This window comes from Mycobacterium sp. (assembly GCF_965277065.1).
GTDB lineage: Bacteria > Actinomycetota > Actinomycetes > Mycobacteriales > Mycobacteriaceae > Mycobacterium.
On record NZ_CBDIBT010000018.1, the window covers coordinates 645,619 to 670,165 of the forward strand.

Annotated in this window: 17 protein-coding genes and 2 pseudogenes; 13 read left to right on the forward strand and 6 right to left on the reverse strand. The window is 66.2% G+C overall.

From position 1 onward, the window contains the following. Positions 1 to 34: 34 nt before the first annotated feature. Entirely contained in the window at positions 35 to 1,330 is a 1,296-nt protein-coding gene (locus ACQY5A_RS14670) for a mannosyltransferase (protein ID WP_428341055.1), read from the forward strand. Between the two features lie 410 nt (positions 1,331 to 1,740). Here ACQY5A_RS14670 and ACQY5A_RS14675 read toward each other — a convergent pair whose 3' ends face one another. Next, on the reverse strand, positions 1,741 to 3,393 hold the full coding sequence (locus ACQY5A_RS14675) for a hypothetical protein (RefSeq protein WP_428341056.1): 1,653 nt from the start codon (positions 3,391 to 3,393) through the stop codon (positions 1,741 to 1,743). Positions 3,394 to 3,760: 367 nt separating this feature from the next. Then, positions 3,761 to 4,045 (reverse strand): 4a-hydroxytetrahydrobiopterin dehydratase, encoded by a 285-nt coding sequence (locus ACQY5A_RS14680; RefSeq protein WP_428341057.1) that lies wholly within the window; start codon positions 4,043 to 4,045, stop codon positions 3,761 to 3,763. 27 nt (positions 4,046 to 4,072) lie between these two features. Between ACQY5A_RS14680 and ACQY5A_RS14685 the strand changes: the two genes are divergently transcribed. Then, complete coding sequence (locus tag ACQY5A_RS14685; RefSeq protein WP_428341058.1) at positions 4,073 to 4,456, forward strand: (deoxy)nucleoside triphosphate pyrophosphohydrolase; 384 nt, start codon at positions 4,073 to 4,075, stop codon at positions 4,454 to 4,456. 64 nt (positions 4,457 to 4,520) lie between these two features. On the opposite strand, the gene ACQY5A_RS14690 is transcribed toward ACQY5A_RS14685, so the two are convergent. Both ACQY5A_RS14690 and ACQY5A_RS14695 read right to left on the reverse strand, forming a co-directional pair. Next, the gene (locus ACQY5A_RS14690) at positions 4,521 to 4,670 is read right to left on the reverse strand and encodes a hypothetical protein (protein ID WP_428341059.1); all 150 of its coding nucleotides are present in this window, start codon (positions 4,668 to 4,670) and stop codon (positions 4,521 to 4,523) included. Further along, on the reverse strand, positions 4,667 to 4,834 hold the full coding sequence (locus tag ACQY5A_RS14695; protein ID WP_428341060.1) for a hypothetical protein: 168 nt from the start codon (positions 4,832 to 4,834) through the stop codon (positions 4,667 to 4,669). The genes ACQY5A_RS14690 and ACQY5A_RS14695 overlap by 4 nt, the downstream gene beginning before the upstream one ends. Positions 4,835 to 4,897: 63 nt before the next feature. On the opposite strand from ACQY5A_RS14695, the gene typA reads away from it, so the two are divergent. After that, positions 4,898 to 6,787: a translational GTPase TypA gene (typA, locus tag ACQY5A_RS14700; protein WP_428341061.1), complete on the forward strand. Its 1,890-nt coding sequence runs from the start codon at positions 4,898 to 4,900 to the stop codon at positions 6,785 to 6,787. A gap of 42 nt (positions 6,788 to 6,829) precedes the next feature. Next, on the forward strand, positions 6,830 to 8,668 hold the full coding sequence (locus ACQY5A_RS14705) for an ABC transporter family substrate-binding protein (RefSeq protein WP_428341522.1): 1,839 nt from the start codon (positions 6,830 to 6,832) through the stop codon (positions 8,666 to 8,668). A 343-nt stretch (positions 8,669 to 9,011) separates the two neighbouring features. Here the strand turns inward: ACQY5A_RS14705 and ACQY5A_RS14710 are convergent, their stop codons facing one another. Beyond that, entirely contained in the window at positions 9,012 to 9,596 is a 585-nt protein-coding gene (locus ACQY5A_RS14710) for a TetR/AcrR family transcriptional regulator (RefSeq protein ID WP_428341062.1), read from the reverse strand. A 128-nt stretch (positions 9,597 to 9,724) separates the two neighbouring features. Between ACQY5A_RS14710 and mshB the strand changes: the two genes are divergently transcribed. The 3 genes from mshB to ACQY5A_RS14725 all read left to right on the forward strand — a co-directional run bounded on the left by mshB (position 9,725) and on the right by ACQY5A_RS14725 (position 13,805). Then, the gene (gene mshB / locus ACQY5A_RS14715) at positions 9,725 to 10,630 is read left to right on the forward strand and encodes an N-acetyl-1-D-myo-inositol-2-amino-2-deoxy-alpha-D-glucopyranoside deacetylase (protein ID WP_428341063.1); all 906 of its coding nucleotides are present in this window, start codon (positions 9,725 to 9,727) and stop codon (positions 10,628 to 10,630) included. Positions 10,631 to 10,698: 68 nt separating this feature from the next. Then, positions 10,699 to 11,109 (forward strand): hypothetical protein, encoded by a 411-nt coding sequence (locus ACQY5A_RS14720; protein WP_428341064.1) that lies wholly within the window; start codon positions 10,699 to 10,701, stop codon positions 11,107 to 11,109. An 89-nt stretch (positions 11,110 to 11,198) separates the two neighbouring features. Continuing rightward, the gene (locus tag ACQY5A_RS14725; RefSeq protein ID WP_428341065.1) at positions 11,199 to 13,805 is read left to right on the forward strand and encodes a bifunctional FO biosynthesis protein CofGH; all 2,607 of its coding nucleotides are present in this window, start codon (positions 11,199 to 11,201) and stop codon (positions 13,803 to 13,805) included. A 160-nt stretch (positions 13,806 to 13,965) separates the two neighbouring features. Here the strand turns inward: ACQY5A_RS14725 and ACQY5A_RS14730 are convergent, their stop codons facing one another. Then, entirely contained in the window at positions 13,966 to 14,532 is a 567-nt protein-coding gene (locus tag ACQY5A_RS14730; RefSeq protein WP_428341066.1) for a PadR family transcriptional regulator, read from the reverse strand. Between the two features lie 194 nt (positions 14,533 to 14,726). Between ACQY5A_RS14730 and fdxA the strand changes: the two genes are divergently transcribed. The 6 genes and pseudogenes from fdxA (at position 14,727) to ACQY5A_RS14760 (ending at position 24,531) form a co-directional block, all read left to right on the forward strand. Then, positions 14,727 to 15,053: a ferredoxin gene (gene fdxA, locus ACQY5A_RS14735; protein ID WP_428341067.1), complete on the forward strand. Its 327-nt coding sequence runs from the start codon at positions 14,727 to 14,729 to the stop codon at positions 15,051 to 15,053. A 32-nt stretch (positions 15,054 to 15,085) separates the two neighbouring features. Beyond that, positions 15,086 to 16,174: a succinyldiaminopimelate transaminase gene (dapC, locus tag ACQY5A_RS14740; RefSeq protein ID WP_428341068.1), complete on the forward strand. Its 1,089-nt coding sequence runs from the start codon at positions 15,086 to 15,088 to the stop codon at positions 16,172 to 16,174. Between the two features lie 8 nt (positions 16,175 to 16,182). Next, positions 16,183 to 18,006: an acyl-CoA dehydrogenase family protein gene (locus ACQY5A_RS14745; protein ID WP_428341069.1), complete on the forward strand. Its 1,824-nt coding sequence runs from the start codon at positions 16,183 to 16,185 to the stop codon at positions 18,004 to 18,006. A gap of 153 nt (positions 18,007 to 18,159) precedes the next feature. Continuing rightward, positions 18,160 to 20,088, forward strand: a pseudogene (locus ACQY5A_RS14750) (APC family permease); the annotation flags it as partial. Positions 20,089 to 20,218: 130 nt separating this feature from the next. After that, positions 20,219 to 22,159, forward strand: a pseudogene (locus ACQY5A_RS14755) (APC family permease); the annotation flags it as partial. 44 nt (positions 22,160 to 22,203) lie between these two features. Beyond that, positions 22,204 to 24,531 carry an amino acid permease gene (locus ACQY5A_RS14760; RefSeq protein WP_428341070.1) on the forward strand — a complete coding sequence of 776 codons (2,328 nt, stop codon included), beginning with the start codon at positions 22,204 to 22,206 and terminating at the stop codon, positions 24,529 to 24,531. The last annotated feature ends 16 nt before the right edge of the window (positions 24,532 to 24,547 follow it).

The window sequence follows — 24,547 nt, forward strand, 5'->3', positions numbered from 1 at the left end:
CTGAACCGAACGGTTGCGGTGACCGAGCGGCCTCATGGCTGTTGCCGCTGTGCTCGCCGGACCCGGCGATAGAGTCGTGCAGATCAACACCACTTCGGCCGCTCCCGCGGCGATCACCCACCGCCGGCGCGCGATGTCGGTCGACACGATCGGTCCAGTGGTTCTGGTCGTTAGCGTCCTGGCGCGGCTGGCCTGGACCTACCTGGCGCCCAACGGGGCCAATTTCGTCGACTTACACGTCTACGTCGGCGGGGCCGCCATGATCGACCACCCAGGCAGCCTGTATCACTACGTCTACGCCGATCAGACGCCGGATTTCCCGCTGCCGTTCACGTATCCGCCGTTCGCGGCCGTCGTCTTTTATCCGCTGCATCTGCTGCCGTTCGGCCTGGTCGCGTTCTGCTGGACGGTCGGGACGATGGCGGCCCTGTACGGGGTGGTCCGGATCAGCCAGCGCTTACTCGGCGCGGCGCCGGGAGAGGGGCGCCGGCTCGCGATGTTGTGGACCGGGATCGCGATCTGGCTCGAGCCGCTGCGCAGCACGTTCGACTACGGCCAGATCAACGTGCTGCTCGTGCTGGCCGTGTTGCTGGCCGCGTTCTCCGCGCGCTGGTGGTTGTCCGGGCTGCTGATCGGGACGGCGGCCGGGATGAAGCTGACGCCGGCGATTGCGGGCCTGTACTTCGTCGGCGCCCGACGGTGGGGCGCGGCGGTGTTTTCAGCGGTCATCTTCTTCGCCACGATCGGAGTATCGGCGTTGGTCGTCGGAGACCAAACCCGTTACTACTTCACCGATTTGATCTTCAAGACCGATCGAATCGGTCCCATGTGCACGATCTTCAACCAGTCATGGCGGGGCGGCGTCTGCCGGATCTTCGGCCACGACGCCGGCTACAGCCCGGCGGTATTGATCGGGATCGCCGTCACCGCAATACTTTCCATTCTCGCCTGGCGCGCAATGAATGCCCACGGGAGCGAACAACTCGGGCCGCTGTTGGTCGTTGAGCTGTTCGGGCTGTTGCTGTCGCCGATCTCCTGGACTCACCACTGGGTGTGGTTGGTGCCGTTGATGATCTGGCTGCTGCACGGGCCACTGTGCGACCGCCTCGGCGCGCGCATCCTCGGCTGGATGTGGCTGGCGCTCACCATCATCGGCGTGCCATGGCTGCTGAGCTTTGCGCAGCCGACGATCTGGCAGAACGGCAGACCGTGGTACCAAGCCTGGGGCGGGCTGGTCTACATCGTCGCGACGCTGGCCACGCTGGCCTGGATCGCGGCCAGTGTTCGGCGCTCCAAACCTGCCCGCGCGGTGGCCCAGCCGCGAACTTAGGCCCGCATTCTGTTGCCAGACAACGGCTGTCGGCAGCACTCTCGCCACACGGTTGTTCAAGCGCCACCTGGCGCACGGGTCGACTGGGCAGTTTGTGGTCTAGGGACCGAGCGATTCGTAGAACTTCTGGGCCGCCGAGTTCATTCTGGGCGACGGCGCGCATGGAGGTGCTTCTTGATCAGACTTCGCGCCGCCCCGTCTATTAACCGCAACAGCCGTCGTTTTCGGCCCGATCCAGCCTAGGAGCTAAGACCGCGCTCAGGAAAATCTCAGTCAAGCCGACGCGCTTGGTTGCGCCCGCAGCAAAGTATTTGGTCGCGGGTCTGCGGACCGCTGAACAGCTAGACGAACCCCCGGGCAACTGGCTCCGTGCAGCACCAGATGACGGCAGATCATTGGTTCGCAGGACCTCAGAACGAGAACCAGTGGCCGAGGTCGAGCAGTGAGCTGAGTTCGGCACCGAAATCGCTGGGGTTCAGAGCCGCCGCTGCGTCAACGGCCGTCGAACCGGTCGGGAAGAGGAACGACGCCGCGGTCAAGGCGTCTGTGGCGGTGAAGCTGACCGGAATGTTGATATCGCCGAACGGCGTGACCAGGGTGTCGGTGATTGTATTCGTCGCGCCGTTTGCCGCGACGACGTCGGAATAAATGTTCTCATAACCGAAGCCGCTGAAGGTGTCGAAGAACGAGCCGGCCGCTGGGGCATCGGTTCCGTCGTACCCGCTGACCAGAAGGTCCTGGGCGACCGGGGTCGGTTCTTTCACCAGGCTCGCGCCGGTAACCAAGATCTCCTGGTTGCTGAAACCGAGCGCGTCCACCTGGTGGGTTGACACGCCTTCGAAACTTCCGACCTCGGTTCCGGATGGGTTTTCGACGTCATACAGCTGACGACCTGTGACGGTTTGACTCATCAATGCCTGGCCGCTTGTCGAGGTCACGAATTCTGCGTTTGCGGAGTCGGGCACGTAGCTGAAATCGCCGAAGGCGCTTGATCCTGCCGGGTAGGTGAACTGCGCGGCGGGCGCTGCCGCGGACGCGTCGAACGTCGTAGGGATGTTGAGGTCCCCGAACGGCGTGACAAAGGAATCATTGACGATCTGCGGTGTGGTGTCGGTCGCCGCGACGTCGGAGTACACATTCTCGAACCCGTGCCCGTAATTGGTCGTTTCGAATACCGACCCGGGCGAAGGGGTGGCGGGGCTGGAGTCACCGCCGAAGCCGCCTCCGCGGAATCCGCCGCCGCCGAATCCGCCTTGAGCTGCAGCCTTTACCGGATCCGGGATGGTAAAGGCGAGGTTGTCGGTTACCAGGATTTCCTGGTTGGTCTGGCCCACAGCGTTGGCATCGTTGAACGACACGCCCTCGAACTGGTCGACCTCGGTGCCGGTCGCGTCGTCGACGTCGTAGATCTGAATGCCCGAGACCGACTGATCGAACGGCAACGTTCCGCCAATCGAGCGGATCTCCAGATGGTCATTGGCGTCGGGCACAAAGCTGTAGCCGGGGAAGACAGCCGAGTTCGACGGATAGGTGAACTCGGCAGGCTGCAACGCGGCGGTCGCATCAAAGGTGGTGGGCATAGTGAAGTTGCCGAAGGGCGTGACGACGGTGTCGCTGATCGTGTTCGTCGAGCCCAACCCTGTACCGGCGAGGTCGGTGTACACATTGTCGACACCGTTGCCGTAGTTGAGTGTGTCGAAGAACGATCCTTGTGCCGGGGCGTTGTCGCCGCCGACCAGGGCGTCGCGCTGCATCGCTAAAGCTTGCGGAAGGGCAAGGATCTCCTGGTTGGTGACGCCGGAGGCGGCGACGTCGTGCAGTGAGAGGCCTTCGAACGAGCCAGTGTCTCCGGTCGTGAGGTCCTGGTAGTTGTAGTACTGAAGTCCGGCAACCGCCTGGTCTTGAGGTGGCATCCCGTCAATGGCGGTGAACGGCCCGGCCGACGTTGGATCCGGCGTGATGTCGTACTTGTCGGCGGCAGCGACTGCGGCCTGGAAGAACGCAGTGGCCAGCACGCCGCTACCGACGACGCCGAGGCTGAGTGTGAAACGACGAGAGTTCACCGGAATTCCTCTCAAGCGACCTTGCTTCGCAAACGCTGAAGCTCGCTCAGTGTATGTGGATGGCGTCCGATATGTGAACATAAACTGATAAAAAACTGAGGCGCGTTTAACAATTATTCAGCTTTTTCAAGAAGTGCGCGCAGTAGTCCGATTCTCGCGTCGCTAGACAGCCTGTTACGCCGGCGGCCCGACCGATAGCAGAGTTGGATCCCTAGCTATGGGCCGCCTGAACGTCCCGCAGACCACCGTGCTCGACGCACAGGTGAAAGCGCGAGGATCGGGCGCCCACTTGTTACTGAGTGAATTCCGAGTCAATCGCCGAGTCGGCCAGCTTGCCTAGGGGCGCGGTTAATCTGTTCGCCGGCCGCTACTCCGCGACAATCGCGTCGATGTCGTGCGCCATTGCGACGTCTTTGTCGGTGATACCACCTTCGGAATGTGTGACCAGCGCGAAAGTCACTGTCCGCCAACGGATATCGATGTCCGGATGATGATCCTTTTCCTCGGCGCGCTGAGCTACTCGGCGGACCGCCTCGATGCCGGAAAGGAACTTCGGAAACTTCACCGACCGACGGAGTGCGCCATCTTTGCGTTCCCATCCACTGAGGTCAGGCAGCGCGGCATCCACTTGTTCGTCCGTTAACACAGCCATATGCCCGACCGTATACCGTCAGCTGCGATGGTCAACCGGATCGTGGTCGCCGCAGCTGTCGTCGCCGAGGGCAAGCTGCTGGTCGCGCAGCGTGTTCGGCCGCCGGAACTGGCCGGCCGCTGGGAGCTGCCGGGCGGCAAGGTCGCCGCGGGGGAGACCGAAGAGGCGGCGCTGACTCGCGAACTCGCCGAGGAACTCGGCGTAGAGGTGGAGGTCGGCGAGCGGCTGGGCGACGACGTCGAGCTCAACCCGACCTCCACGCTGCGGGCCTACCAGGCCACGCTGCTGCGCGGCGAACCCCAGCCGCACGATCATGCCGCGCTGCGCTGGGTGTCTGCCTCGGAGCTTGCCGCTATCGACTGGGTGCCCGCCGACCACGCCTTTGTGACCGTGCTAGCGGGAATCCTCTAGACCCGGGTCGGCCGTGCGGCCGCTGCGGCGGGGTGACATGCAGCACACCGTACGGGCCGATGGCTCACAGACCCCCGAGGGTCGCCGCAACCTGCGTCTCGGAGAGTCGACCCACCGTCGCCTCGGATTCCAGCCGGTCGCTACCCGCCCGGGACGGGCTGGAGACGAGTGCCGAGGCCCGGTCCTTGCGCCCGTCAACGTTCCAGGTCGTCATGCCTTTCGGGCGCGCTTGAACACCTTCTCCAACTCCTTGCCGTGGATACCGTTTCGTTGCGCCTTCTGGACCTCGTGCAACACCAAGGGGCAGCGCTTGCACCGGGGCGTGGAGCGGCAGCACTTCTTCTTATGCTTTGCCGTCGCGTACTTTTCGAACTTCACGTGACCTCCTGTATACAGGTCGCGTTTTCGCGATTGGTGACCTGCGCTGCGACAATTCATGTCGTGGATTTCCGAAACGTCGCCATCGTCGCTCACGTCGATCACGGCAAGACGACCCTGGTGGACGCGATGTTGCGGCAATCGGGGGCGCTGACTCATCGCGGCGACGACGTGATCGAACGCCTGATGGACTCCGGTGACCTGGAGAAGGAAAAGGGCATCACGATCCTGGCGAAGAACACCGCGGTGCATCGCCAGCACCCGGATGGCTCGATGACCGTCATCAACGTCATCGACACACCCGGGCACGCCGACTTCGGCGGTGAAGTCGAGCGGGGCCTGTCCATGGTCGACGGCGTACTGCTGCTGGTCGACGCCTCGGAAGGCCCGTTACCGCAAACCCGCTTCGTGCTGCGTAAGGCGCTGACCGCACATCTGCCGGTGATCCTCGTCGTCAACAAGACCGACCGCCCCGACGCCCGCATCGCCGAGGTGGTGTCCGAAAGTCACGACCTGCTGCTCGATGTCGCATCCGACCTCGACAAGGAAGCCCAGGCGTCTGCCGAAAACGCGCTCGGGCTGCCGACGCTGTACGCCTCCGGCCGCGCAGGCATCGCCAGCACCACCGAGCCGACCAACGGCGAGAACCCCGCGGGCGAGAACCTGGACCCGCTATTCGATGTGCTGCTCGAGCACATCCCGCCGCCGCAGGGTGACCCCGAAGCCCCGCTGCAGGCGCTGGTGACCAACCTCGACGCGTCGGCCTTCCTCGGTCGGCTGGCGCTGATCCGGATCTACAAGGGCCGCATCAAAAAGGGCCAGCAGGTGGCCTGGATGCGAGAGGTCGACGGCCACCCCGTCATCACGAACGCCAAGATCACCGAATTGCTCGTCACCGAGGGTGTCGAACGGTCGTCCACCGACGAGGCGATCGCGGGTGACATCGTCGCCGTGGCGGGGCTGCCGGAGATCATGATCGGCGACACGTTGGCCGACACCGAGCACGCCCACGCGCTGCCGCGCATCACCGTCGACGAGCCCGCCATCTCGGTGACCATCGGGACCAACACCTCACCGTTGGCCGGCAAGGTCTCCGGACACAAACTCACCGCGCGAATGGTGAAGTCGCGCTTGGACTCTGAACTCGTCGGCAACGTCTCGATCAAGGTCGTCGACATCGACCGGCCCGACGCGTGGGAGGTGCAGGGCCGAGGCGAGCTCGCGCTGGCGGTGTTGGTCGAGCAGATGCGCCGGGAAGGCTTCGAGCTCACAGTCGGCAAGCCGCAGGTCGTCACCAGGACCGTCGACGGCAAGCTGCACGAGCCGTTCGAGGCGATGACCATCGACTGCCCCGACGAATTCGTCGGCGCGATCACCCAGCTGATGGCCGCGCGCAAGGGACGGATGGAGGAGATGGCCAACCACGCCGCGGGCTGGGTCCGGATGGACTTCATCGTGCCCAGCCGCGGCCTGATCGGTTTCCGCACCGACTTCCTCACCATCACGCGTGGCACCGGCATCGCCAACGCCGTGTTCGACGGCTACCGGTCGTGGGCCGGTGAGATCCGGGCCCGCCACACCGGGTCGCTGGTCTCGGACCGAACCGGCAAGATCACGCCGTTCGCCTTGACCCAATTGGCCGATCGCGGGCAGTTCTTCGTCGAACCCGGCGACGACACCTACGAGGGCCAGGTCGTCGGGATCAATCCCCGCGCGGAGGACCTCGACATCAACGCGACCCGCGAGAAGAAGCTGACCAACATGCGCTCGTCGACGGCCGACGTCTTCGAGACGCTCGCCCGTCCGCTGGAATTGGGCCTGGAGCAGGCGATGGAGTTCTGCGCCGACGACGAGTGCGTCGAGGTGACACCCGAGATCGTCCGAGTCCGCAAGAACGATCTGGACGCTACGACCCGTGCTCGCAGCAAGGCGCGGGCGAAGGCCCGTGGCTGACGCGTCGCATTGAGCGTCGACGGGCATAGCGGCCCAGATACCCTGTGGGGCGTGCCGAAACGAGCTCGCCGCGTCTCCGTCGGCGTGCTGGTTTCGCTGTTGGCGGTCGGCGGCTGCTCGGTCAGCCCGCCGCCGGCGCCGCAGAGCACCGAGACCTCGCGCAGCACGTCGCCGCCGCCGCAGCGCAGGACCCAGATCATTGTGGGCATCGATTCGATCGGTCCGGGGTTCAACCCGCATCTGCTGTCCGATTTGAACGCGGTGAACGCCGCGGTCAGCGCGCTGGTCTTGCCCAGTGCCTTCCGTCCGGTGGCCGATCCGAACACGCCGACGGGATCGCGGTGGGAGCTGGATCCGACGCTGCTGATGTCCGCCGAGGTGACCAACGAGAGCCCGTTCACGGTCACCTACAAGATCCGGCCGGAGGCGCAGTGGACCGACAACGCCCCGATCGCCGCGGACGACTTCTGGTACCTGTGGCGGCAGATGGTCGGCCAGCCCGGGGTAGTCGACCCGGCCGGTTATGACCTGATCACCGGGGTGCAGTCGATCGACGGCGGCAAGCAGGCCGTCGTCACCTTCTCCCGGCCCTACCCGGCGTGGCGCGAATTGTTCACCAACATCCTTCCGGCGCACATCGTCAAAGACGTGCCCGGCGGCTTCCCGGCCGGGCTGGCCCGTGCCCTGCCGGTGACCGGCGGACAGTTCCGGGTCGAGTCCATCGACCCGCAGCGCGACGAGATCCTGCTCGCCCGCAACGACCGTTATTGGGGCCCGCCGTCCAAGCCGGATCTGGTGCTGTTCCGCCGGGCCGGGGCGCCCGCCGTGCTGGCCGACTCGGTCCGCAACGGCGACACTCAGGTGGCCCAAGTGCATGGTGGCTCAGCGGTTTTCGCGCAGCTGTCGGCGATCCCCGACGTGCGGACGGCCCGGATCATGACGCCACGGGTAATGCAGCTGACCTTGCGGGCCAACGTCGCGAAGCTTGCCGACGGGCAGGTGCGCAAGGCAATCCTGGGGCTGCTCGACGTCGACCTGCTCGCTGCGGTGGGCGCGGGCAGCGACAACACCGTCAGCCTGGACCAGGCGCAGATCCGATCGCCGAGTGATCCCGGCTACGTGCCGACCGCGCCGCCGGCGATGAACCGGACTGCGGCGCTGGGGCTGCTCGAAGCATCGGGCTACCAGATCGACAACGACACCTCGACTCCGGAGAACACCCGCGGCCACGTCACCAAGGACGGCAAAGAGCTGACGCTGGTGATCGGCGTCGCGGCCAACGACCCGACCTCGCTGGCGGTGGCGAACACCGCCGCCGACCAGCTGCGCAATGTGGGCATCGCCGCGACGGTGCTTGCCCTGGACCCGGTCGCAATGTACCGCGACGCGCTGGTCAACAACCGGGTCGACGCGCTGGTGGGCTGGAGTGAGGCCGGCGGAAACCTGGCGACGCTGCTGGCGTCCCGCTACAGCTGCCCGGCGTTGGAGGCGACGGCGGTGTCCACCGCCGCGGGCCCGACCGCATCGTCCGGCCCGTCATCCAAGCCGGCTCCCGTGACGACGCCGACGGCAGCCACCTCGTCGCCCCCGTCGCGTGCGCAGGAACCGGGCGCGCTGGTGCAGGCGCCGTCGAATTTGACCGGCATCTGCGATCACAGCGTCCAGGGAGATATCGACGCCGCCCTCGGTGGCACCAAAGACATCAACGATGTGATCAACGCGGTGGAGCCGCGGCTCTGGGAGATGTCGACGGTGCTGCCGATCCTGCAGGACACCACGATCGTCGGGGCGGGCCCGAGCGTGCAGAACGTCAGCCTCTCCGGCGCGGTGCCGGTCGGCATCGTCGGCGACGCCGGGCAATGGGTGAAGACCGCGCAATAAGTCGCGCCGGTGACGATGCAGAGCGTAGCGATGCGGAGGAGCGGCGCAATAAGTCATGCGGCGATCCTGGCTGCATAAGCCCTGCGTAACGATTCGTTTCTTATTGGACAAAAGTAAGCAAAACCGTTTTCCTAAGCTTGCTCTCAGGTACGGTTCGATGTACCGGTTGAATCAGCAGCCGGGGGCATGCACCAGCTACTCGAGATCGCTGCCATCCACGGCGGCGCGTCCCGCGCAGATTCTGATCGATGTCCCACGTCGAACACTCACACGCTAAAAGGCGGACCGACCAGGGGGCGGCCCGCCTTTTCGCGTGTTGGCTGTTACTGCGTACAAGGCGCGATCAGGTTGGATGCGGCAACACCGTGTCGACGATCTGCGCGAGCTGACGTTTGTTCGGCGGGGCGCCCGTGAGGAGCAGTTGCTGTTGAACCAGCGCGGTGCCGACCCGGGCGGTGTAGGTCGTCAGCGTGGCCGCGTCGATCTCGCCGTCGGCCGCGCCGGCCTGCAGGATTGACTCGGTCATCCGCAACCGCGGCCCGACCACGGCGTCGGCGAAGATGGCCCGCAGCTCCGGCTCGTGCAGCAACTGCTGCAGGCTGGCCAGGCCCGGAAATGCGGTCTTGCCCGCCACCAGGTCGCAGTGGGCGCTGAGCACAGCCAGCAGATTCTCCCGCGCCGAGCGGTCCGGGCGTGGCTGGGGAAACGGTGGCAGCGCGTAGAGCAACGCCGCCTGAACCAGGTCATGCTTGCAGGACCAGCGTCGGTACAGCGCGGCTTTGCCGGTCCGGGCCCGCGCGGCGATGCCCTCCATGGTCAGTCCGCCGTAACCGACAGCCGACAGCTCGGCCAGCGTCGCCTCGCAGAGGGCGTCCTCGAGTTGCTTGCCCCGGCGCCGGGTGCGGACCGGTGCCGTCTGCTGTCCCATCCGACGATAGTAGCCAGCGACGTATCTTTCGGCCGGGCGGGCGTTGCCGATGCTTCGACTATTTTTGCAGCTCAGGCGTCCAGCCCGCGAAATCCTTTGCCGCGCAGCGCGCGAGTAGGGTGCGTGCCATGCTTCAGAGCCCGCGGCTGTTGTTCGTGCATGCCCATCCCGACGACGAGAGCATCACCAACGGGGCCACGATCGCCCATTACGTGGCGCGCGGGGCGCAGGTGCAGGTCGTCACCTGCACGCTCGGCGAGGAGGGCGAGGTCATCGGTGACCAGTGGGCGCAGCTGGCCGTCGACCACGCCGACCAACTCGGTGGCTACCGGATCGGCGAGCTGACCGCCGCACTGCGCGCCCTGGGCCTCGACGGGCCGGTCTACCTCGGCGGCCCGGGCCGGTGGCGCGATTCCGGCATGGTCGGTTCCGAGGCGCGCGACCGCGAGCGATTCAGCGACGCCGACCAGCACGAAGCCGTCGGCGCGCTCGTCGAGATCATCCGCGAGCTGCGTCCGCACGTCGTGGTGACCTACGACCCGAACGGTGGATACGGCCACCCCGACCACGTCCAGGCGCACGTCGTCACCGCCGCGGCCGTCGCGGCCGCCGGCACCGACGGATACCCCGGCACGCCGTGGGCGGTGCCGAAGTTCTACTGGTCGGTCATCGCCCGCAGCACGTTCATCGCGGCGTGGGGATCGCTTGGCCCCGGCGATCTGCGCGACGGCTGGATCGTCCCACCACCCGACGGCGACTTCGGTGAACTCGGCTACCCCGACGACGAGATCGACGCCGTCATCGACGATCCGGACGCGCTACCGGCGAAGACGGCGGCGCTGCGCGCGCACGCCACGCAACTCACCGTGGGGCCCACCGGCCGCACGCTCGCGCTGTCGAACAACATCGCGCTGCCCATCGTCGCGCAGGAGCACTACGTTCTGGCCGCCGGCGTCGCAGGCGACCGAGACGCCCGCGGTTGGGAGACCGATCTGCTCGCCGGAGTCGACCTTGCCGAGCCCGCGACCCGGTAGGCTGCCGGAATGGACCCCGATCTGGACCAGAACCAGCAGCACTGGCAGGACCGACTGGGCAGCTTCCAGTGGGAGGTCATGTCCACCGTTTCGCAGTTGGACAGCATCCCGACCTGACCGCCTTTCGAGTCGCCATCTTGGCGTTGCTGGCTGTCGACGGTGTGTTGTCCGCGGTCGGCGGCGCCCTTTTGTTGCCGTCCTACATCGGCTCGGTCCCGTTCCCGATCAGCGCGCTGATCAGTGGCCTGATCAACACGTCGCTGGTGTGGGCCGCCGCGCGATGGACCACCTCGGTACGCGTCGCCGCGCTGCCGCTGTGGACCTGGCTGCTGACCGTCCTGGTGATGTGCCTGCCCGGTCCGGGTGACGACGTCATCTTCGCCGGCCGGGGACTCTTCGCGTACAGCCCGTTGTTGCTGCTCGCGGTCGGTTTGCTGCCGCCCTTCTGGGTCCTGCTGCGACAGCGGCCCGCCCGCTGAGGGCAGGAACTCCGTGACGAGTGGCCGGAGGCTACTGTTGGCGCTCATGGCATGCGTCGGGTCTCGGACAGTTGGGACGTGCGGATGAAATGTGGTTGCCCGGAAGTTACACCAACGTGCCGTTGACTCCGGGCGAAGAGCCGACCCTGCTAGCCAGCCCGTCAGTGCCCCCTCTACCTGGCAGGTCTGCAGTGCGCCGGGTGCTGCGGCGGGCCCGCGACGGCGTGGCGCTCAACGTCGATGAGGCGGCGGTCGCCCTGACCGCCCGCGGCGACGCCCTGGCCGACCTCTGTCGCAGCGCCGCACGGGTGCGCGACGCCGGTCTGGAATCGGCCGGACGGCGGGGCCACACCGGACGGCTGCCGGTCAGCTACTCGCGCAAGGTGTTCATCCCGGTGACGCATCTATGCCGCGACTCCTGCCACTACTGCACTTTCGTCACGGTCCCCGGCAAGCTGCGCGCCCAGGGCGCAGGCATGTACCTGGAGCCCGACGAGATCCTCGACATCGCGCGTCGGGGCACCGAACTCGGTTGCAAAGAAGCCCTATTCACCCTCGGCGATCGCCCGGAGGATCGGTGGCCGGAGGCGCGCGAATGGCTGGACGAGCGCGGATACGACTCCACGCTGTCCTATCTGCGCGCGATGGCGATCCGGGTGCTGGAGGAAACCGGGCTGTTGCCGCACCTGAATCCCGGCGTTATGAGCTGGTCGGAGCTGTCGCGGCTGAAGCCGGTGGCCCCGTCGATGGGCATGATGCTGGAGACCACGTCGCGGCGGTTGTTCGAGACGAAAGGCCTTGCGCACTACGGCAGTCCGGACAAAGACCCCGACGTCCGGCTCCGGACGCTGACCGACGCGGGCCGGCTCTCGATTCCGTTCACCACCGGACTGCTGGTCGGCATCGGCGAGACGCTCACCGAGCGGGCCGAGACGCTGCACGCAATCCGCAAGTCGCACAAAGAGTTCGGCCACGTTCAGGAAGTCATCGTGCAGAACTTCCGGGCCAAGCAGCACACCGCGATGGCCGGGGTGCCCGACGCCGGAATGGACGACTTCCTGGCCACCATCGCCGTCGCGCGACTGGTCCTCGGCCCGGCGATGCGGATCCAGGCGCCGCCGAACCTGGTCTCGGAGCAGGAGTGCGTGGCGCTGATCGGCGCCGGAGTCGACGACTGGGGTGGTGTGTCTCCGCTGACGCCGGACCACGTCAACCCGGAGCGGCCGTGGCCCGCCCTCAACGGCCTGGCGGCGGTCACCGCGGCCGCGGGGTACGACTTGGTTGAGCGTCTGACCGCCCAGCCCAAGTACGTGCAGGCCGGATCGGCGTGGATCGACCCCAGGGTGCGCGGTCACGTTGCCGCACTGGCCGATCCGGCCACCGGGCTGGCCCGCGACGTCACACCGGTGGGTATGCCGTGGCAGGAACCCGACGACGTCTCATCCGCCGGCCGCGTCGACCTCAACGCGGCGATCGACACCGAGGGCCGCCGGACCGAGGCCCGCAGTGACCTCGACAGCGCGTTCGGCGACTGGGAGTCGATCCGCGCCAAGGTGCACGACTTGGCCGCCAAGGGCGCCGCAGCGCCCGAGCGTCTTGCCGCCGACGTGCTCGCCGCCTTGCGCTCCGCCGAGCGCAACCCCGCATCGTGCACCGACACGGAGTATCTCGCACTGGCCAACGCCGACGGGCCGGCGCTGGAAGCCGTTGCTGCACTGGCAGATTCGCTGCGTCGTGACGTGGTCGGCGACGACGTGACCTTCGTGGTCAACCGGAACATCAACTTCACCAACATCTGCTACACGGGTTGCCGGTTCTGCGCCTTCGCGCAGCGCAAGGACGATGCCGACGCCTTCTCGCTGTCGGCCGACGAGGTCGCCCAGCGGGCGTGGGAAGCGCACGTGGCCGGCGCGACCGAGGTCTGCATGCAGGGTGGCATCGACCCGGAGTTGCCGGTCACCGGCTACGCCGATCTGGTCCGCGCGGTCAAGGCGCGGGTGCCGTCGATGCATGTGCACGCGTTCTCGCCGATGGAGATCGCCAACGGCGCCACCAAGAGCAACCTGAGTGTTCGCGAGTGGCTGACCAGCCTGCGCGAGGCCGGGCTGGACAGCATCCCCGGCACCGCGGCAGAGATCCTCGACGACGAAATCCGTTGGGTGCTGACCAAGGGCAAGCTGCCCACCTCGATGTGGATCGAGATCGTTACGACCGCACACCAAGTGGGCTTGCGGTCATCGTCGACGATGATGTACGGCCATGTCGACGACCCGCGGCACTGGGTCGGGCATCTCAACGTGCTGCGCGACATCCAGGACCGCACCGGTGGCTTCACCGAATTCGTGCCGTTGCCGTTCGTGCACCAGAACTCCCCGCTCTACCTGGCCGGCGCGGCGCGCCCGGGTCCCACCCACCGCGACAACCGCGCCGTGCATGCGCTGGCGCGGATCATGCTGCACGGCCGCATTTCTCACATCCAGACCAGCTGGGTCAAGCTCGGTACCGAGCGCACCCAGGTGATGCTCAACGGCGGCGCCAATGACCTGGGCGGCACGTTGATGGAGGAGACGATTTCGCGAATGGCCGGCTCTGAGTTCGGCTCCGCCAAGACCGTTTCGGAGCTCACCGCAATCGCTGAAGGGATTGGTCGTCCGGCGCGTCAGCGCACCACGGACTACAACCCACTGGCGGCCTGAGCGCTACCGCCTCGCCGCGCGTGACGGCAGCTTCACGTTCGGCGCGGTATTACAGCCGGGCGGCTAGCTCGGTGCCTTGCCGGTGGCGGCGTGCCCATGATCACCCGGTTGCGCAGCGCGGTGAATCCGATGTCCAAGGGGAACAACAGGTTTGGATAATTCACGGGCTCCCCTTCTTCGACGTCTTGGCAAGGCCCGAAGCCACTTCGTCGAGCCAGTCGATCGTGCCTTCCTCGGCGCGAATTCCACCGCGCAGCACGAGATACTGGTGTAATGCGCTGTCGTGCAGTACTTTCGGGTCGGAGAACTGTTTCTTCTCGAATCCCCGGTAGGTGTCCAGCAATTGGGCCCGTTCGGCACGAAGGGCGACGATCTGCTCGTGCAGCGCGCCCCGGTCGCCAAAGGCTGCGCCGCGTAGCTTGACCGCGACCTCACGGGTCAGGCCGTCGCCGGAACCGCCGGCGGCCAGCGGCGCCGCGATCCAGCGGGCCAACTCGTAACGCCCGGCATCGGAGACGGTGTAGACCTTCTTGTCCGGCCGTCCTTGCTGCGCCACCACCGTCGCCGACACCCAGCCGTCAGCCTCCATCGTCCGCAGCGTGCGATAGATCTGCTGGTGGGTGACGCTCCAGAAGTACCCGATCAAGCGGTCGAACCGGCGCGTCAACTCATAGCCGGAACCGGATTGTTCGCACAGCGACACCAGGATCGCGTGGGGGAGGGCCACCGGCGCAGCATAGAAACAATGGCCTAGCCTATGCAACTAGTTGCACTGCACCGACGCGCATAGCGGCCAGGTACTTGCGTTGTATATGCAACGTCTAGTATCAGTAACACCGCCGGGACGTTGCCAAACCAGATGGCCAGGCACCTACCGGCTCACAGCCCATCAGCTACCTGGAGACCGTGGAGGAGACGTCAGTGACGTACACGATCGCCGAACCCTGCGTCGATCTCAAAGACAAGGCATGTATCGAAGAGTGCCCGGTCGACTGCATCTACGAGGGTGCTCGGATGTTGTTCATCCACCCCGACGAATGCGTCGACTGTGGCGCCTGCGAGCCGGTCTGCCCGGTCGAGGCAATCTACTACGAGGACGACGTTCCCGAGCAGTGGGGCCAGTACACGCAGATCAATGCGGACTTCTTCGCAGAGCTCGGATCTCCGGGCGGCGCAGCCAAAGTCGGCTTGACTGAGAACGACCCGCAATCGGTGAAGGACCTCCCGCCACAGGCTCACGACGACTGAGCCGCCTGGTGAACCGCCGGCCACTGTCGACTGTGTCAGCTCTGTTGCCGGAGTTTCCGTGGGACACCCTGGCCGATGCCAGTGCCCTGGCCAAGTCGCACGCCGGCGGCATCGTCGACCTGTCGGTCGGCACACCCGTCGATCCGGTGGCCCCGCTGATCCGGGAGGCGCTCGCCTCGGCCAGCGCGGAACCCGGATACCCCACCACTGCGGGCACTTTGGAGCTGCGCGAATCGGCGGTCACCGCGCTGAGTCGCCGGTACGGCATCACCGGGCTGGCCGAGTCGGCGGTACTGCCGGTGATCGGCACCAAAGAGTTGATCGCCTGGCTGCCGACCCTGCTGGGGCTCGGCGCCGACGACCTTGTGGTGGTGCCGGAGCTGGCCTACCCGACCTACGACGTCGGTGCGCGGCTGGCCGGGGCGCAGGTACTGGTCGCCGACTCGCTCATTCAGATCGGCCCGCAGGTCCCGTCGCTGCTTTTCGTGAACTCGCCGAGCAACCCGACCGGCCAGGTGCTCGGCGTCGACCATCTGCGCAAGCTGGTCGGCTGGGCACGGGAACGCGGCGTCATCGTGGCGTCCGACGAGTGCTATCTGGGTCTGGGCTGGGACGCGCAGCCGGTGTCGGTGCTGCACCCCTCGGTCAGCGACGGCGACCACACCGGTCTGCTGGCCGTGCATTCGCTGTCCAAGAGTTCCTCGCTGGCCGGCTACCGTGCCGGCTTCGTCGCCGGTGACGCCGCGCTGATCGGCGAGCTGCTCGCGGTGCGCAAACACGCCGGGATGATGGTGTCGGGGCCCGTGCAGGCGGCCATGACCGCCGCCCTCGACGACGACGCCCACGAGCGCGAGCAGCGCGACCGCTACCGGCGACGGCGCGACGTGCTGCTGCCGGCGTTCCGCGCGGCGGGCTTCACCGTGGACCACTCCGAGGCCGGCCTGTATCTCTGGGTCACCCGCGACGAGCCGTGCCGCGACACCGTCGGATGGCTGGCGCAGCGCGGGATTCTGGCGGCGCCGGGCGAGTTCTACGGCTCGCGGGGTGCCCGCCACGTCCGGGTGGCGTTGACCGCCACCGACGAGCGGATTGCCGCAGCCGTCGAGCGTCTCGGGGGTTGAGACCGGCGATGACCCACTACAGCGACGAGGCCGTCGACCGGCTGCCGTTCAGCACTCCGGAGAAGTCGCAGCGTTACCGCACGCAGAACTACCGGGGGGCCGTCGGCCTCAACTGGTATCTCAGCGACCCGACCCTGCAGCAGACGATGGCCTATTACCTGCAGCCCGAGGAGCTGGCCGTCGCCGAACCGCACTTGCGCGATATCGGCCTGCTGATGGGCGGTCCGGTGGCCCGGTGGGCCGAGCAGACCGACCGCAACCCGGCCCGCCTGGAGCGCTACGACCGCTGGGGTCACGACGTCAGCGAGGTGGTCCAACCGCCGTCGTTCGTCGAGTCCAAACGCGCGGTGCTCGGCGCGCAAAAGGCGCTCAAAGACGATGCGCGCGCCGCCGGCTTCACGTCGTCGATGCCGCTGTTCGCCGCGAACTATCTGCTCGACCAGGCCGACATCGGCATGGGCTGTGCGCTGGGCACCGGTGGCGGCATGGTCAAGTCGCTGGTCGCGGCCTTCGCGCCGGCCGATGTCCGCGAACATGTCCTGGCCAAGTTCGCCAGCGGCGAGTGGGAAGGCGAGACCGCGCAGCTGCTGACCGAGCGGGCCGGCGGCTCCGATCTCGGGGCACTGGAGACCACGGCGACCCGTGACGGAGATGCGTGGCGCCTGAACGGCTTCAAGTGGTTTGCGTCCAACTGCGACGGCCAGGTGTTCGTCGTGCTGGCCAAGCCCGAAGGCGCACCCGACTCCAGCCGCGGCGCGGCGAGCTTCCTGGTGCTGCGGACCCGGCGCGACGGCTCGCGCAACGGCATCCGGATCCGGCGGCTCAAGGACAAACTGGGCACCCGTTCGGTGGCCTCCGGCGAGATCGAGCTCGTCGACGCCGAAGCCTTCCTGTTGTCCGGAGAAGCCAGCCCCGATCAACCCGGCACCGACTCGCAGCCATCCGACGGCAAGGGCCTGGGCCGGATGATGGAGTTGACCAATGCCGCCCGGCTCGGCATCGCCTTGTTCGCCCTGGGCAATTCGCGCCGCGCCCTGGTCGAATCGCTGTGTTATGCCCGGCAGCGGCAGGCCTTCGGCGGCCGGCTGATCGACAAACCGTTGATGCGGCGCAAGCTCGCCGAGATGATCGTCGACGTCGAAGCCGCTCAGGCGCTGGTGTTCGACGGCGTCGGACTGCCCAACCATCGCCAGCCGCGCCCGATCCGGCAGCGCATCGCCGTGCCGGTCACCAAGCTGAAGGTGTGCCGACTGGGAATCACCATGGCCTCCGATGCCATCGAGATCCACGGCGGCAACGGCTATATCGAAACCTGGCCGGTGGCAAGGCTTTTGCGGGATGCTCAGGTCAACACCATCTGGGAGGGTGCTGACAACATCCTGTGCCTGGATGTGCGGCGCGGCATCGAGCGCATCGGCGCCCATCAGCCGCTGCTGGAACGCCTGCACGATGCGGTGTCGGTGTCCGAGGAATCCGACGACGCCACCCGCTTGGTGCGCCGCCGCATCGAGGACCTCGAAGCGGCGATCACGGCTTGGACCAAGCTGCCGCCCGAGGTGGCTGAGGCGAGGCTGTTCCCGTTGTCGGTATTCATGGGCGACGTCTACGCGGGCGCCCTGCTGACCGAGCAGGCCGCCTGGGAGCAGGCGACCGGCGGCACCGACCGCAAAGCTGTCGTGGCGCGGCTCTACGCCCGGCGCTGTCTGACCGAGCCCGGCCCGCTTCGGGGGATCGACGAGGACGTCGATGAGGGACTCGACCGGTTCGACGAGCTTGCTGACGGATCGTTGATCGCCGACTATGCACAGCCCCCGACGGTCACGACTGGCTAGCGCGCGCCGCAAGGCATCAAGATTCCGTAAAGAAGGTTCCTCGAAACCCGGATACGCGGTTTCTGGCACGCGAATTCCAGCTTAAGACCCTAGGCTTTGCCGAGGTCCAAGCCCGTTTCTGTAAAAACCTAGAAATTGCGCGAGGTGTTTGCTATGTCACAACTGGCCGGCGATCTACGGATATCGCCGTCGTTCTCCGACCGGTGTAAGAGGGCCTTCCTCGGGAGGCCGATGATCAACGACCAGCTTCAGCACGAGCGCCTCTCCAACCCCATTGCGCTCGGTGTGCTCTCCCCGGACGCGATCTCGTCAACCGCCTACGGTTCCGAGCAGGTGATGATCGAGCTGCTCCCGGCTGCGGGTATGGCGGCCTTCGCGTTGCTACTGCCGATCACCGGCGTCATCCTGCTCATCCTGGTCCTGGTGGCCGCGTCCTATCGCCAGGTGGTGGCGGTCTATACCCGCGCTGGCGGGTCGTATGTGGTCGCCCGGGAGAACTTCGGACCCAAGATCGCGCAGATCGCCGCGGCGTCGCTGCTGATCGATTACGTGGTCACCGTCGCGGTGCAGTGTGCGGCGGGGACGGTGGCGGTCGCGTCGGCGATTCCCGCGCTCGGTCCGTACAGCCTGGAAATCACCGTCGGCATCGTCCTGGTGATGTGCTTTGCCAACCTGCGCGGATTGCGGGAGGCCGGGCTTCCGTTCGCGCTGCCGACTTATTTGTTCGTCGGCATGGTCTCGTTGACGATCGTTGTCGGACTCATTCGGGAATTCACCGGGGGCTTGACGGTGTACGACCCGGCCCACACCGCAGGGGCCGTGCCCGTCCAGCAAGGTAGCGGCCTGATCATGGGCGCCACGCTGCTGATCGTGTTGCGGGCCTTCGCAAATGGCGGTTCGTCGCTGACCGGCGTCGAGGCGATCTCCAACACCGTCAACGCATTTCGTCCGCCCGAGAGCGTCAATGCCCGCAAAGTGCTGGTCATCATGGCGTGCATCCTTGCGTTCCTGTTGGCAGGTGTCGCCTGGCTCGCGCACGTGACGCACGCCTTCCCCTACGCCTCGGGTTATCCGTCGATGCTGTCCGAGATCGCGAGGGCGGTGTTTGGCGACGGCACCTTCGGAAAGGTCATCTACTTCGTGGTCCAAGCGGCGACCGCGCTGGTTCTCTACACCGGCGGCAACACCAGCTTCAACGGCTTTCCCGCGTTGACGAGTTTCGTTGCCGAGGACAGCTTCCTGCCGCGGCCGCTGATGAAGCGCGGCCACCGGTTGGTGTTCTCCAACGGCATCATCACGCTGACGGTGCTGGCGGTGGCTCTGCTGATCGGGACGGGTGGTTCGCTCAACGCGTTGGTGCCGTTCTATGCGATCGGGGTGTTCACCGGCTTTTCGATGGCCGGCTACGGCATGACCAAACACTGGCTAACCCACCGCGGGCCCGGCTGGCAGTACAAGCTGGCGATCAACTTCTCGGCGGGAATCCTGTCCACGGTCGTGGTCGGCATCTTCGCGATCGCGAAGTTCTCCGAGGGCGCGTGGCTGGTGGTCGTGGTCTTCCCGATCCTGGTCTTCGCGCTGATGCGGGTAAACCGGCAATACCGCGCCGAAACGTCGGTGCTCGAAACATCGGTCATCGAACCGCCAGATCTGAACAAGCATGCCCGCCACCGCGTGTTGGTGTTCATCGATTCGGTCGACCTGGCCGAGGTCGAGGCGATCCGCTACGCCAGGGGATTGGACGCCGACGAGCTGACCGCGGTGCACTTCGTCCTGGACTCCGTGTACGCCGCTCAACTGCGGCAGCAATGGCAGCACTTCGGACATGTCACCGCTTTGCGGACGGTGAACTGCTTCGACCGCAACCTCGCCCGGGGCGCTCACGATCTGGTGCTCGAGGTCATGGCCGAGCAGGCGGACACCAAGGTCACAGTGTTGTTGCCGCGTCGGGAGTACTCGCAGCTGCTGGGCCGGCTGTTGCACGATCGCACCGCAGACATGATTGCCAAGGTGATCAGCCGGATTCCGGGCGCGAACGCGCAGATTGTCGCCTATGACATCGCCACCCGCATCGCGATGGCGAGTTCGGCTGCTGCTGAATGCGCGAGGTCAGCGGACCAGGAGGTTGATCCGTTAGAGTTGCCCCGGACCGCAGCGGACCTACGTGGATGACTCGACTCCGCGGGTCGCCGACTCCGGAGGAAAGTGATACGTGGTTACTGCAGCACAGCGCAACGCGGATATCCCGCCGTCGTTCAGTGACGGTTGGAAGCGCATCTTCCTCGGCAAGCCTCTGACAAGCGAACAGCTGGATTCTGAGCGACTGTCGAACCCGGTTGCGCTGGGCGCGATCGCGCCGGACGCGATCTCCTCGACCGCGTTCGGTCCCGAGCAGGTCATGACCGAATTGCTGCCGCGCGCAGGCATGGCGGCATTCACTTTGCTGCTGCCGATCATGGGCGTCATTCTTGTCATCCTGTTGCTGGTTTCCGCCTCCTACCGCGGGGTGGTGATGGCTTACACCCGGACCGGCGGGGCCTACATGGTGGCCCGGGACAACTTCGGGCCCCGGATCGCGCAGATCGCGGCCGCGGCACTGCTGATCGACTACGTGGTCACCGCCGCCGTCCAGCCCGCCGCCGGCACGGTCGCGGTGGTGTCGGCGATCCCGGTGTTGCGCCCGTACCACCTGGAACTCACGATCACCGTCTTGGTCCTGATCTGCCTGGCGAACCTGCGCGGGCTGCGGCAATCCGGGCGGATCTTCGCGGTCACCACCTACTGGTTCGTCGGCATGATGCTGCTGACGATCGTGACCGGGCTGATCCGCGAAATCATGTGGGGCCTGCCGACGTACAACCCGGCCGCCCTCGACGGTGCGGTGCCGGTGCATCAGGGCGGCGGTCTGGTGATGGGCGCCACGGTGTTGGTGGTGCTGCGGGCTTTCGCCAACGGTGGTACGTCGCTGACGGGTGTCGAGGCAATTTCCAACACCGTCAACGTCTTTCGCGAACCGCAAGGCGCCAACGCGCGTCGGGTGCTGACCCTGATGGCGTGCATCCTGGCGGTCCTGCTGGCCGGTGTGGCCTGGCTGGCGCACATCACGCATGCCACCCCGTACATCGACGAATACCCGTCAATGCTCTCGGAGATCGCCCGCACGGTGTTCGGTCACGGGCTGCTGGGCGACATTCTGTACCTGTCGGTCCAGGCCTCCAGCGCCGCAATCCTTTTCGCCGGCGCCAACACCGGGTTCAACGGTTTCCCGGCCTTGGCGAGTTTCGTTGCTGAGGACCGCTTCCTGCCGCGACCGCTGACCAAACGCGGCCACCGGCTGGTGTTCTCCAACGGCATCATCACGCTGACCGCGATCGCGGTTGCCCTGCTGCTGGTGACCCGTGCCAAGCTCAGCGCGCTGGTGCCGTTCTTCGCAATCGGCGTATTCACCGCGTTCGCGATGGCCGGCTTCGGCATGGCCAAGCACCACTACACCCGCCGCGGGCCCGGCTGGCGCCGCAAGGTGGCGGTCAACTTCTCCGCGGGTCTGATGTCGACGATCGTGGTGGGCATCTTCGTGGTGGCCAAGTTCACCGAAGGCGCCTGGCTGGTCGTCGTGGTGTTCCCGATCCTGGTGTACGGGCTGATCCGACTCAACAGGCAGTACAGCGCGGAGGCTTCGGTTCTAGAGATGTCGCGCACCGAGCGTCCCGAGCTGGCCAAGTACGCGCGGCTCCGGGTGTTCATCTTCGTGGACTCGGTCGACCTCGCCGAGGTCGAGGCGCTGCGCTACGGCAAGGGGCTGCACGCCGACGAGTTGACCGCGGTGCACTTCGTGGTCGACGCGGAACACTCCGCCAAGCTGCAGGAGCGCTGGCAGCACTTCGAGCACGACACCCCGCTGCGGGTCATCGACTGTCCGGACCGCAATTTGGGCCGGGTCGCACAGGAATTCGTCTTGCAGGTGAAGAGCAACCACCCGGAGACGAAGGTGACCGTCCTGCTGCCGCGCCGGACCTACTCCGCGATGCTGGGACGGCTGCTGCACGACCGCACGGCCGACAAGATGGCACGGGCCGTCAGCCGGATCGCGGGAGCGACCGCGATCATTGTGCCGTACGACGTGGAATCGCGTATCGCACGGGTGGATCCTGACGCTCTGGCGTCGGCCGGTCTCGCGTAGAACCGGCCGAGCGGGTCGTGACAACGTCAGCCGACGACGAACAGGAAGTACCCCCGTCCTTCGCTGACGTGTGCAAACGCGTCTTCTTGGGCAAGCCGCTCATCACGCAGGAGTTGTCCAATGAGCGGCTCTCGAATCCTGTTGCGCTAGGCGCACTGTCACCTGACGCGATCTCGTCCACCGCATACGGCCCCGAGCAGATCCTGACCGAGCTGCTGCCGCACGCCGGGCTGGCTGCGTTCGTTCTGCTGCTGCCCATCATGGGCGTCATTCTGCTGATCCTGTTACTGGTGACCGCGTCGTACCGACAGGTCGTGATGGCCTACACCAAGGCCGGCGGCTCCTACATCGTGGCGCGGGAGAACTTCGGACCCAAGGTGGCACAGGTCGCCGCCGCGGCTCTGCTGATCGACTACATCGTCACGGTCGCCGTGCAATCCGCGGCGGGCACGGTGGCGGTGGCCTCGGCGGTGCCCGCTGTCGGGCCCTACAGCTTGGCGATCACCGTCGGGGTGGTGCTGCTGATCTGCTACGCGAACCTGCGCGGATTGCAAGAAGCCGGAAAGCCTTTCGCGTTCGCCACGTACTTCTTCGTGGTCATGGTTGCGGCGATGATCGTGACCGGTGTTGTGCGCCACCTGGTCTGGGGCCTGCCGCATTACGACCCGGGCCACGCCGCCGGCGCCGTGCCGGTGCATCACAGCAGCGGGCTGGTGATGGGCGCCACCGTGCTGGTGCTGCTGCGGGCGTTCGCCAACGGTGGCTCGTCGCTGACCGGCGTGGAGGCGATCTCCAACACCGTCAACGTGTTTCGCAAGCCGCAGAGCGTCAACGCGCGGCGGGTTCTCACGACGATGGCTTGCATTCTCGGTGTGCTGCTGGCCGGGGTCGGCTATCTCGCGTACGCCACCCATGCCGCGCCCTATCTGAGTGAATACCCGTCGGTGCTGTCGCAGATCGCACGCGCGGTGTTCGGCAACGGGGTCATCGGCAACAGCATGTACGTCCTGGTCCAGATATCGACCGCGGCCATCCTGTACACCGGCGCCAACACCAGCTTCAACGGCTTCCCCGCGTTGGCGAGTTTCGTTGCCGAGGACCGCTTCCTGCCGCGCCAGCTGATGCAACGCGGTTATCGGCTGGTGTTCTCCAACGGCATTCTCACGCTCGCCACGCTGTCGATCGCGTTGCTGGTGTTCACCGGCGGATCGGTCAACGCGCTGGTGCCGTTCTACGCCATCGGGGTGTTCACCGGCTTCTCGATGGCCGGCTACGGAATGTCCAAACATCATCTGACCGAACGCGAACGGGGTTGGCAGTACCGGCTGGCGGTCAACTTCTCCGCGGCGGTGCTCTCGACGATCGTGGTGGGAATTTTCGCTGTCGCCAAGTTCACCGAGGGCGCCTGGCTGGTCGTGGTGGTCTTCCCGATATTGGTGTTCGGGCTGATTCGGCTCAACCGCGAATACCGGGCTGAGTCGGCGATTCTCGAGGGTTTTCGAACCGACCGCCCACAGATGACCAAATACGCGCGACATCGGGTGTTCGTCTGCGTCAACTCGCTGGACCTCGCGGTGCTCGAAGCGCTGCGCTACGGCAAGGGTCTGCGCGCCGACGACTTGATCGCGGTGCACTTCATGATCGACTCGGATCACGCTGCGGCACTGCGAGATCGGTGGGATAGCTTCGATCTCGACACCCGGCTACGGGTGATCGACTGCCCTGACCGCCAGATCGTCCGCGCCGTGCAGATGCTGGCGGTGAAGTCCCTCAAGGAACATCGCGATTCGCACGTTTCGGTGCTGCTGCCGCGACGAACTTACGCGCCGCTGCTGGGGCGGCTGTTGCACGACCGGACCGCGGACAAGATCTCGAAGGCGGTCAGCCGAATTCCGGACGCCGCGGCCACCATCGTTCCGTACGACGTGCAGTCGCGGATCCGCCAGGCATACCCGGACATCCTGGAGCAACGCGTCGCCACCAAGTTCGAGCAGATCGAGATGCGGATCTGGCGGGGCCAGGAGGATCCCGCAGACGACTACGAGCACCCCGAGAAATCCGCGTCGGTGATTCAGGTGGACGGCTTGATTCCAGGTCGCCGCGCCACGGTCGAAGGTCGGGTCAGTCAGGTCGAGGACATCACCAAACGGGGAAAAACGTTCCGCTGGATCGTCGTCGGCGATGACAGCGGCGAGGTGCGTTGCACGTTCCAGCCCGGTAGCGGCGACGATATCCAACCGGGTCAGGTCCTGCGGGTGACCGGTAAAGCGAGTCAGAGTGGCAACAAGCCGGTGTCGATCGAGGACCCGCAGTACTCGGTGATCGAGACGCCCGAGGAGTCCTAGGCTTTAGGGTCGACCC

What these genes read in the sequence shown, in the direction of transcription:
- ACQY5A_RS14710 (WP_428341062.1), bottom strand. Translation starts at nt 9,596, where the DNA reads ATGGGACAGCAGACGGCACCGGTCCGCACCCGGCGCCGGGGCAAGCAA.
- ACQY5A_RS14725 (WP_428341065.1), top strand. Translation starts at nt 11,199, where the DNA reads ATGTGGTTGCCCGGAAGTTACACCAACGTGCCGTTGACTCCGGGCGAA.
- ACQY5A_RS14690 (WP_428341059.1), bottom strand. Translation starts at nt 4,670, where the DNA reads ATGACGACCTGGAACGTTGACGGGCGCAAGGACCGGGCCTCGGCACTC.
- ACQY5A_RS14745 (WP_428341069.1), top strand. Translation starts at nt 16,183, where the DNA reads ATGACCCACTACAGCGACGAGGCCGTCGACCGGCTGCCGTTCAGCACT.
- ACQY5A_RS14670 (WP_428341055.1), top strand. Translation starts at nt 35, where the DNA reads ATGGCTGTTGCCGCTGTGCTCGCCGGACCCGGCGATAGAGTCGTGCAG.
- ACQY5A_RS14685 (WP_428341058.1), top strand. Translation starts at nt 4,073, where the DNA reads ATGGTCAACCGGATCGTGGTCGCCGCAGCTGTCGTCGCCGAGGGCAAG.
- mshB (WP_428341063.1), top strand. Translation starts at nt 9,725, where the DNA reads ATGCTTCAGAGCCCGCGGCTGTTGTTCGTGCATGCCCATCCCGACGAC.
- ACQY5A_RS14680 (WP_428341057.1), bottom strand. Translation starts at nt 4,045, where the DNA reads ATGGCTGTGTTAACGGACGAACAAGTGGATGCCGCGCTGCCTGACCTC.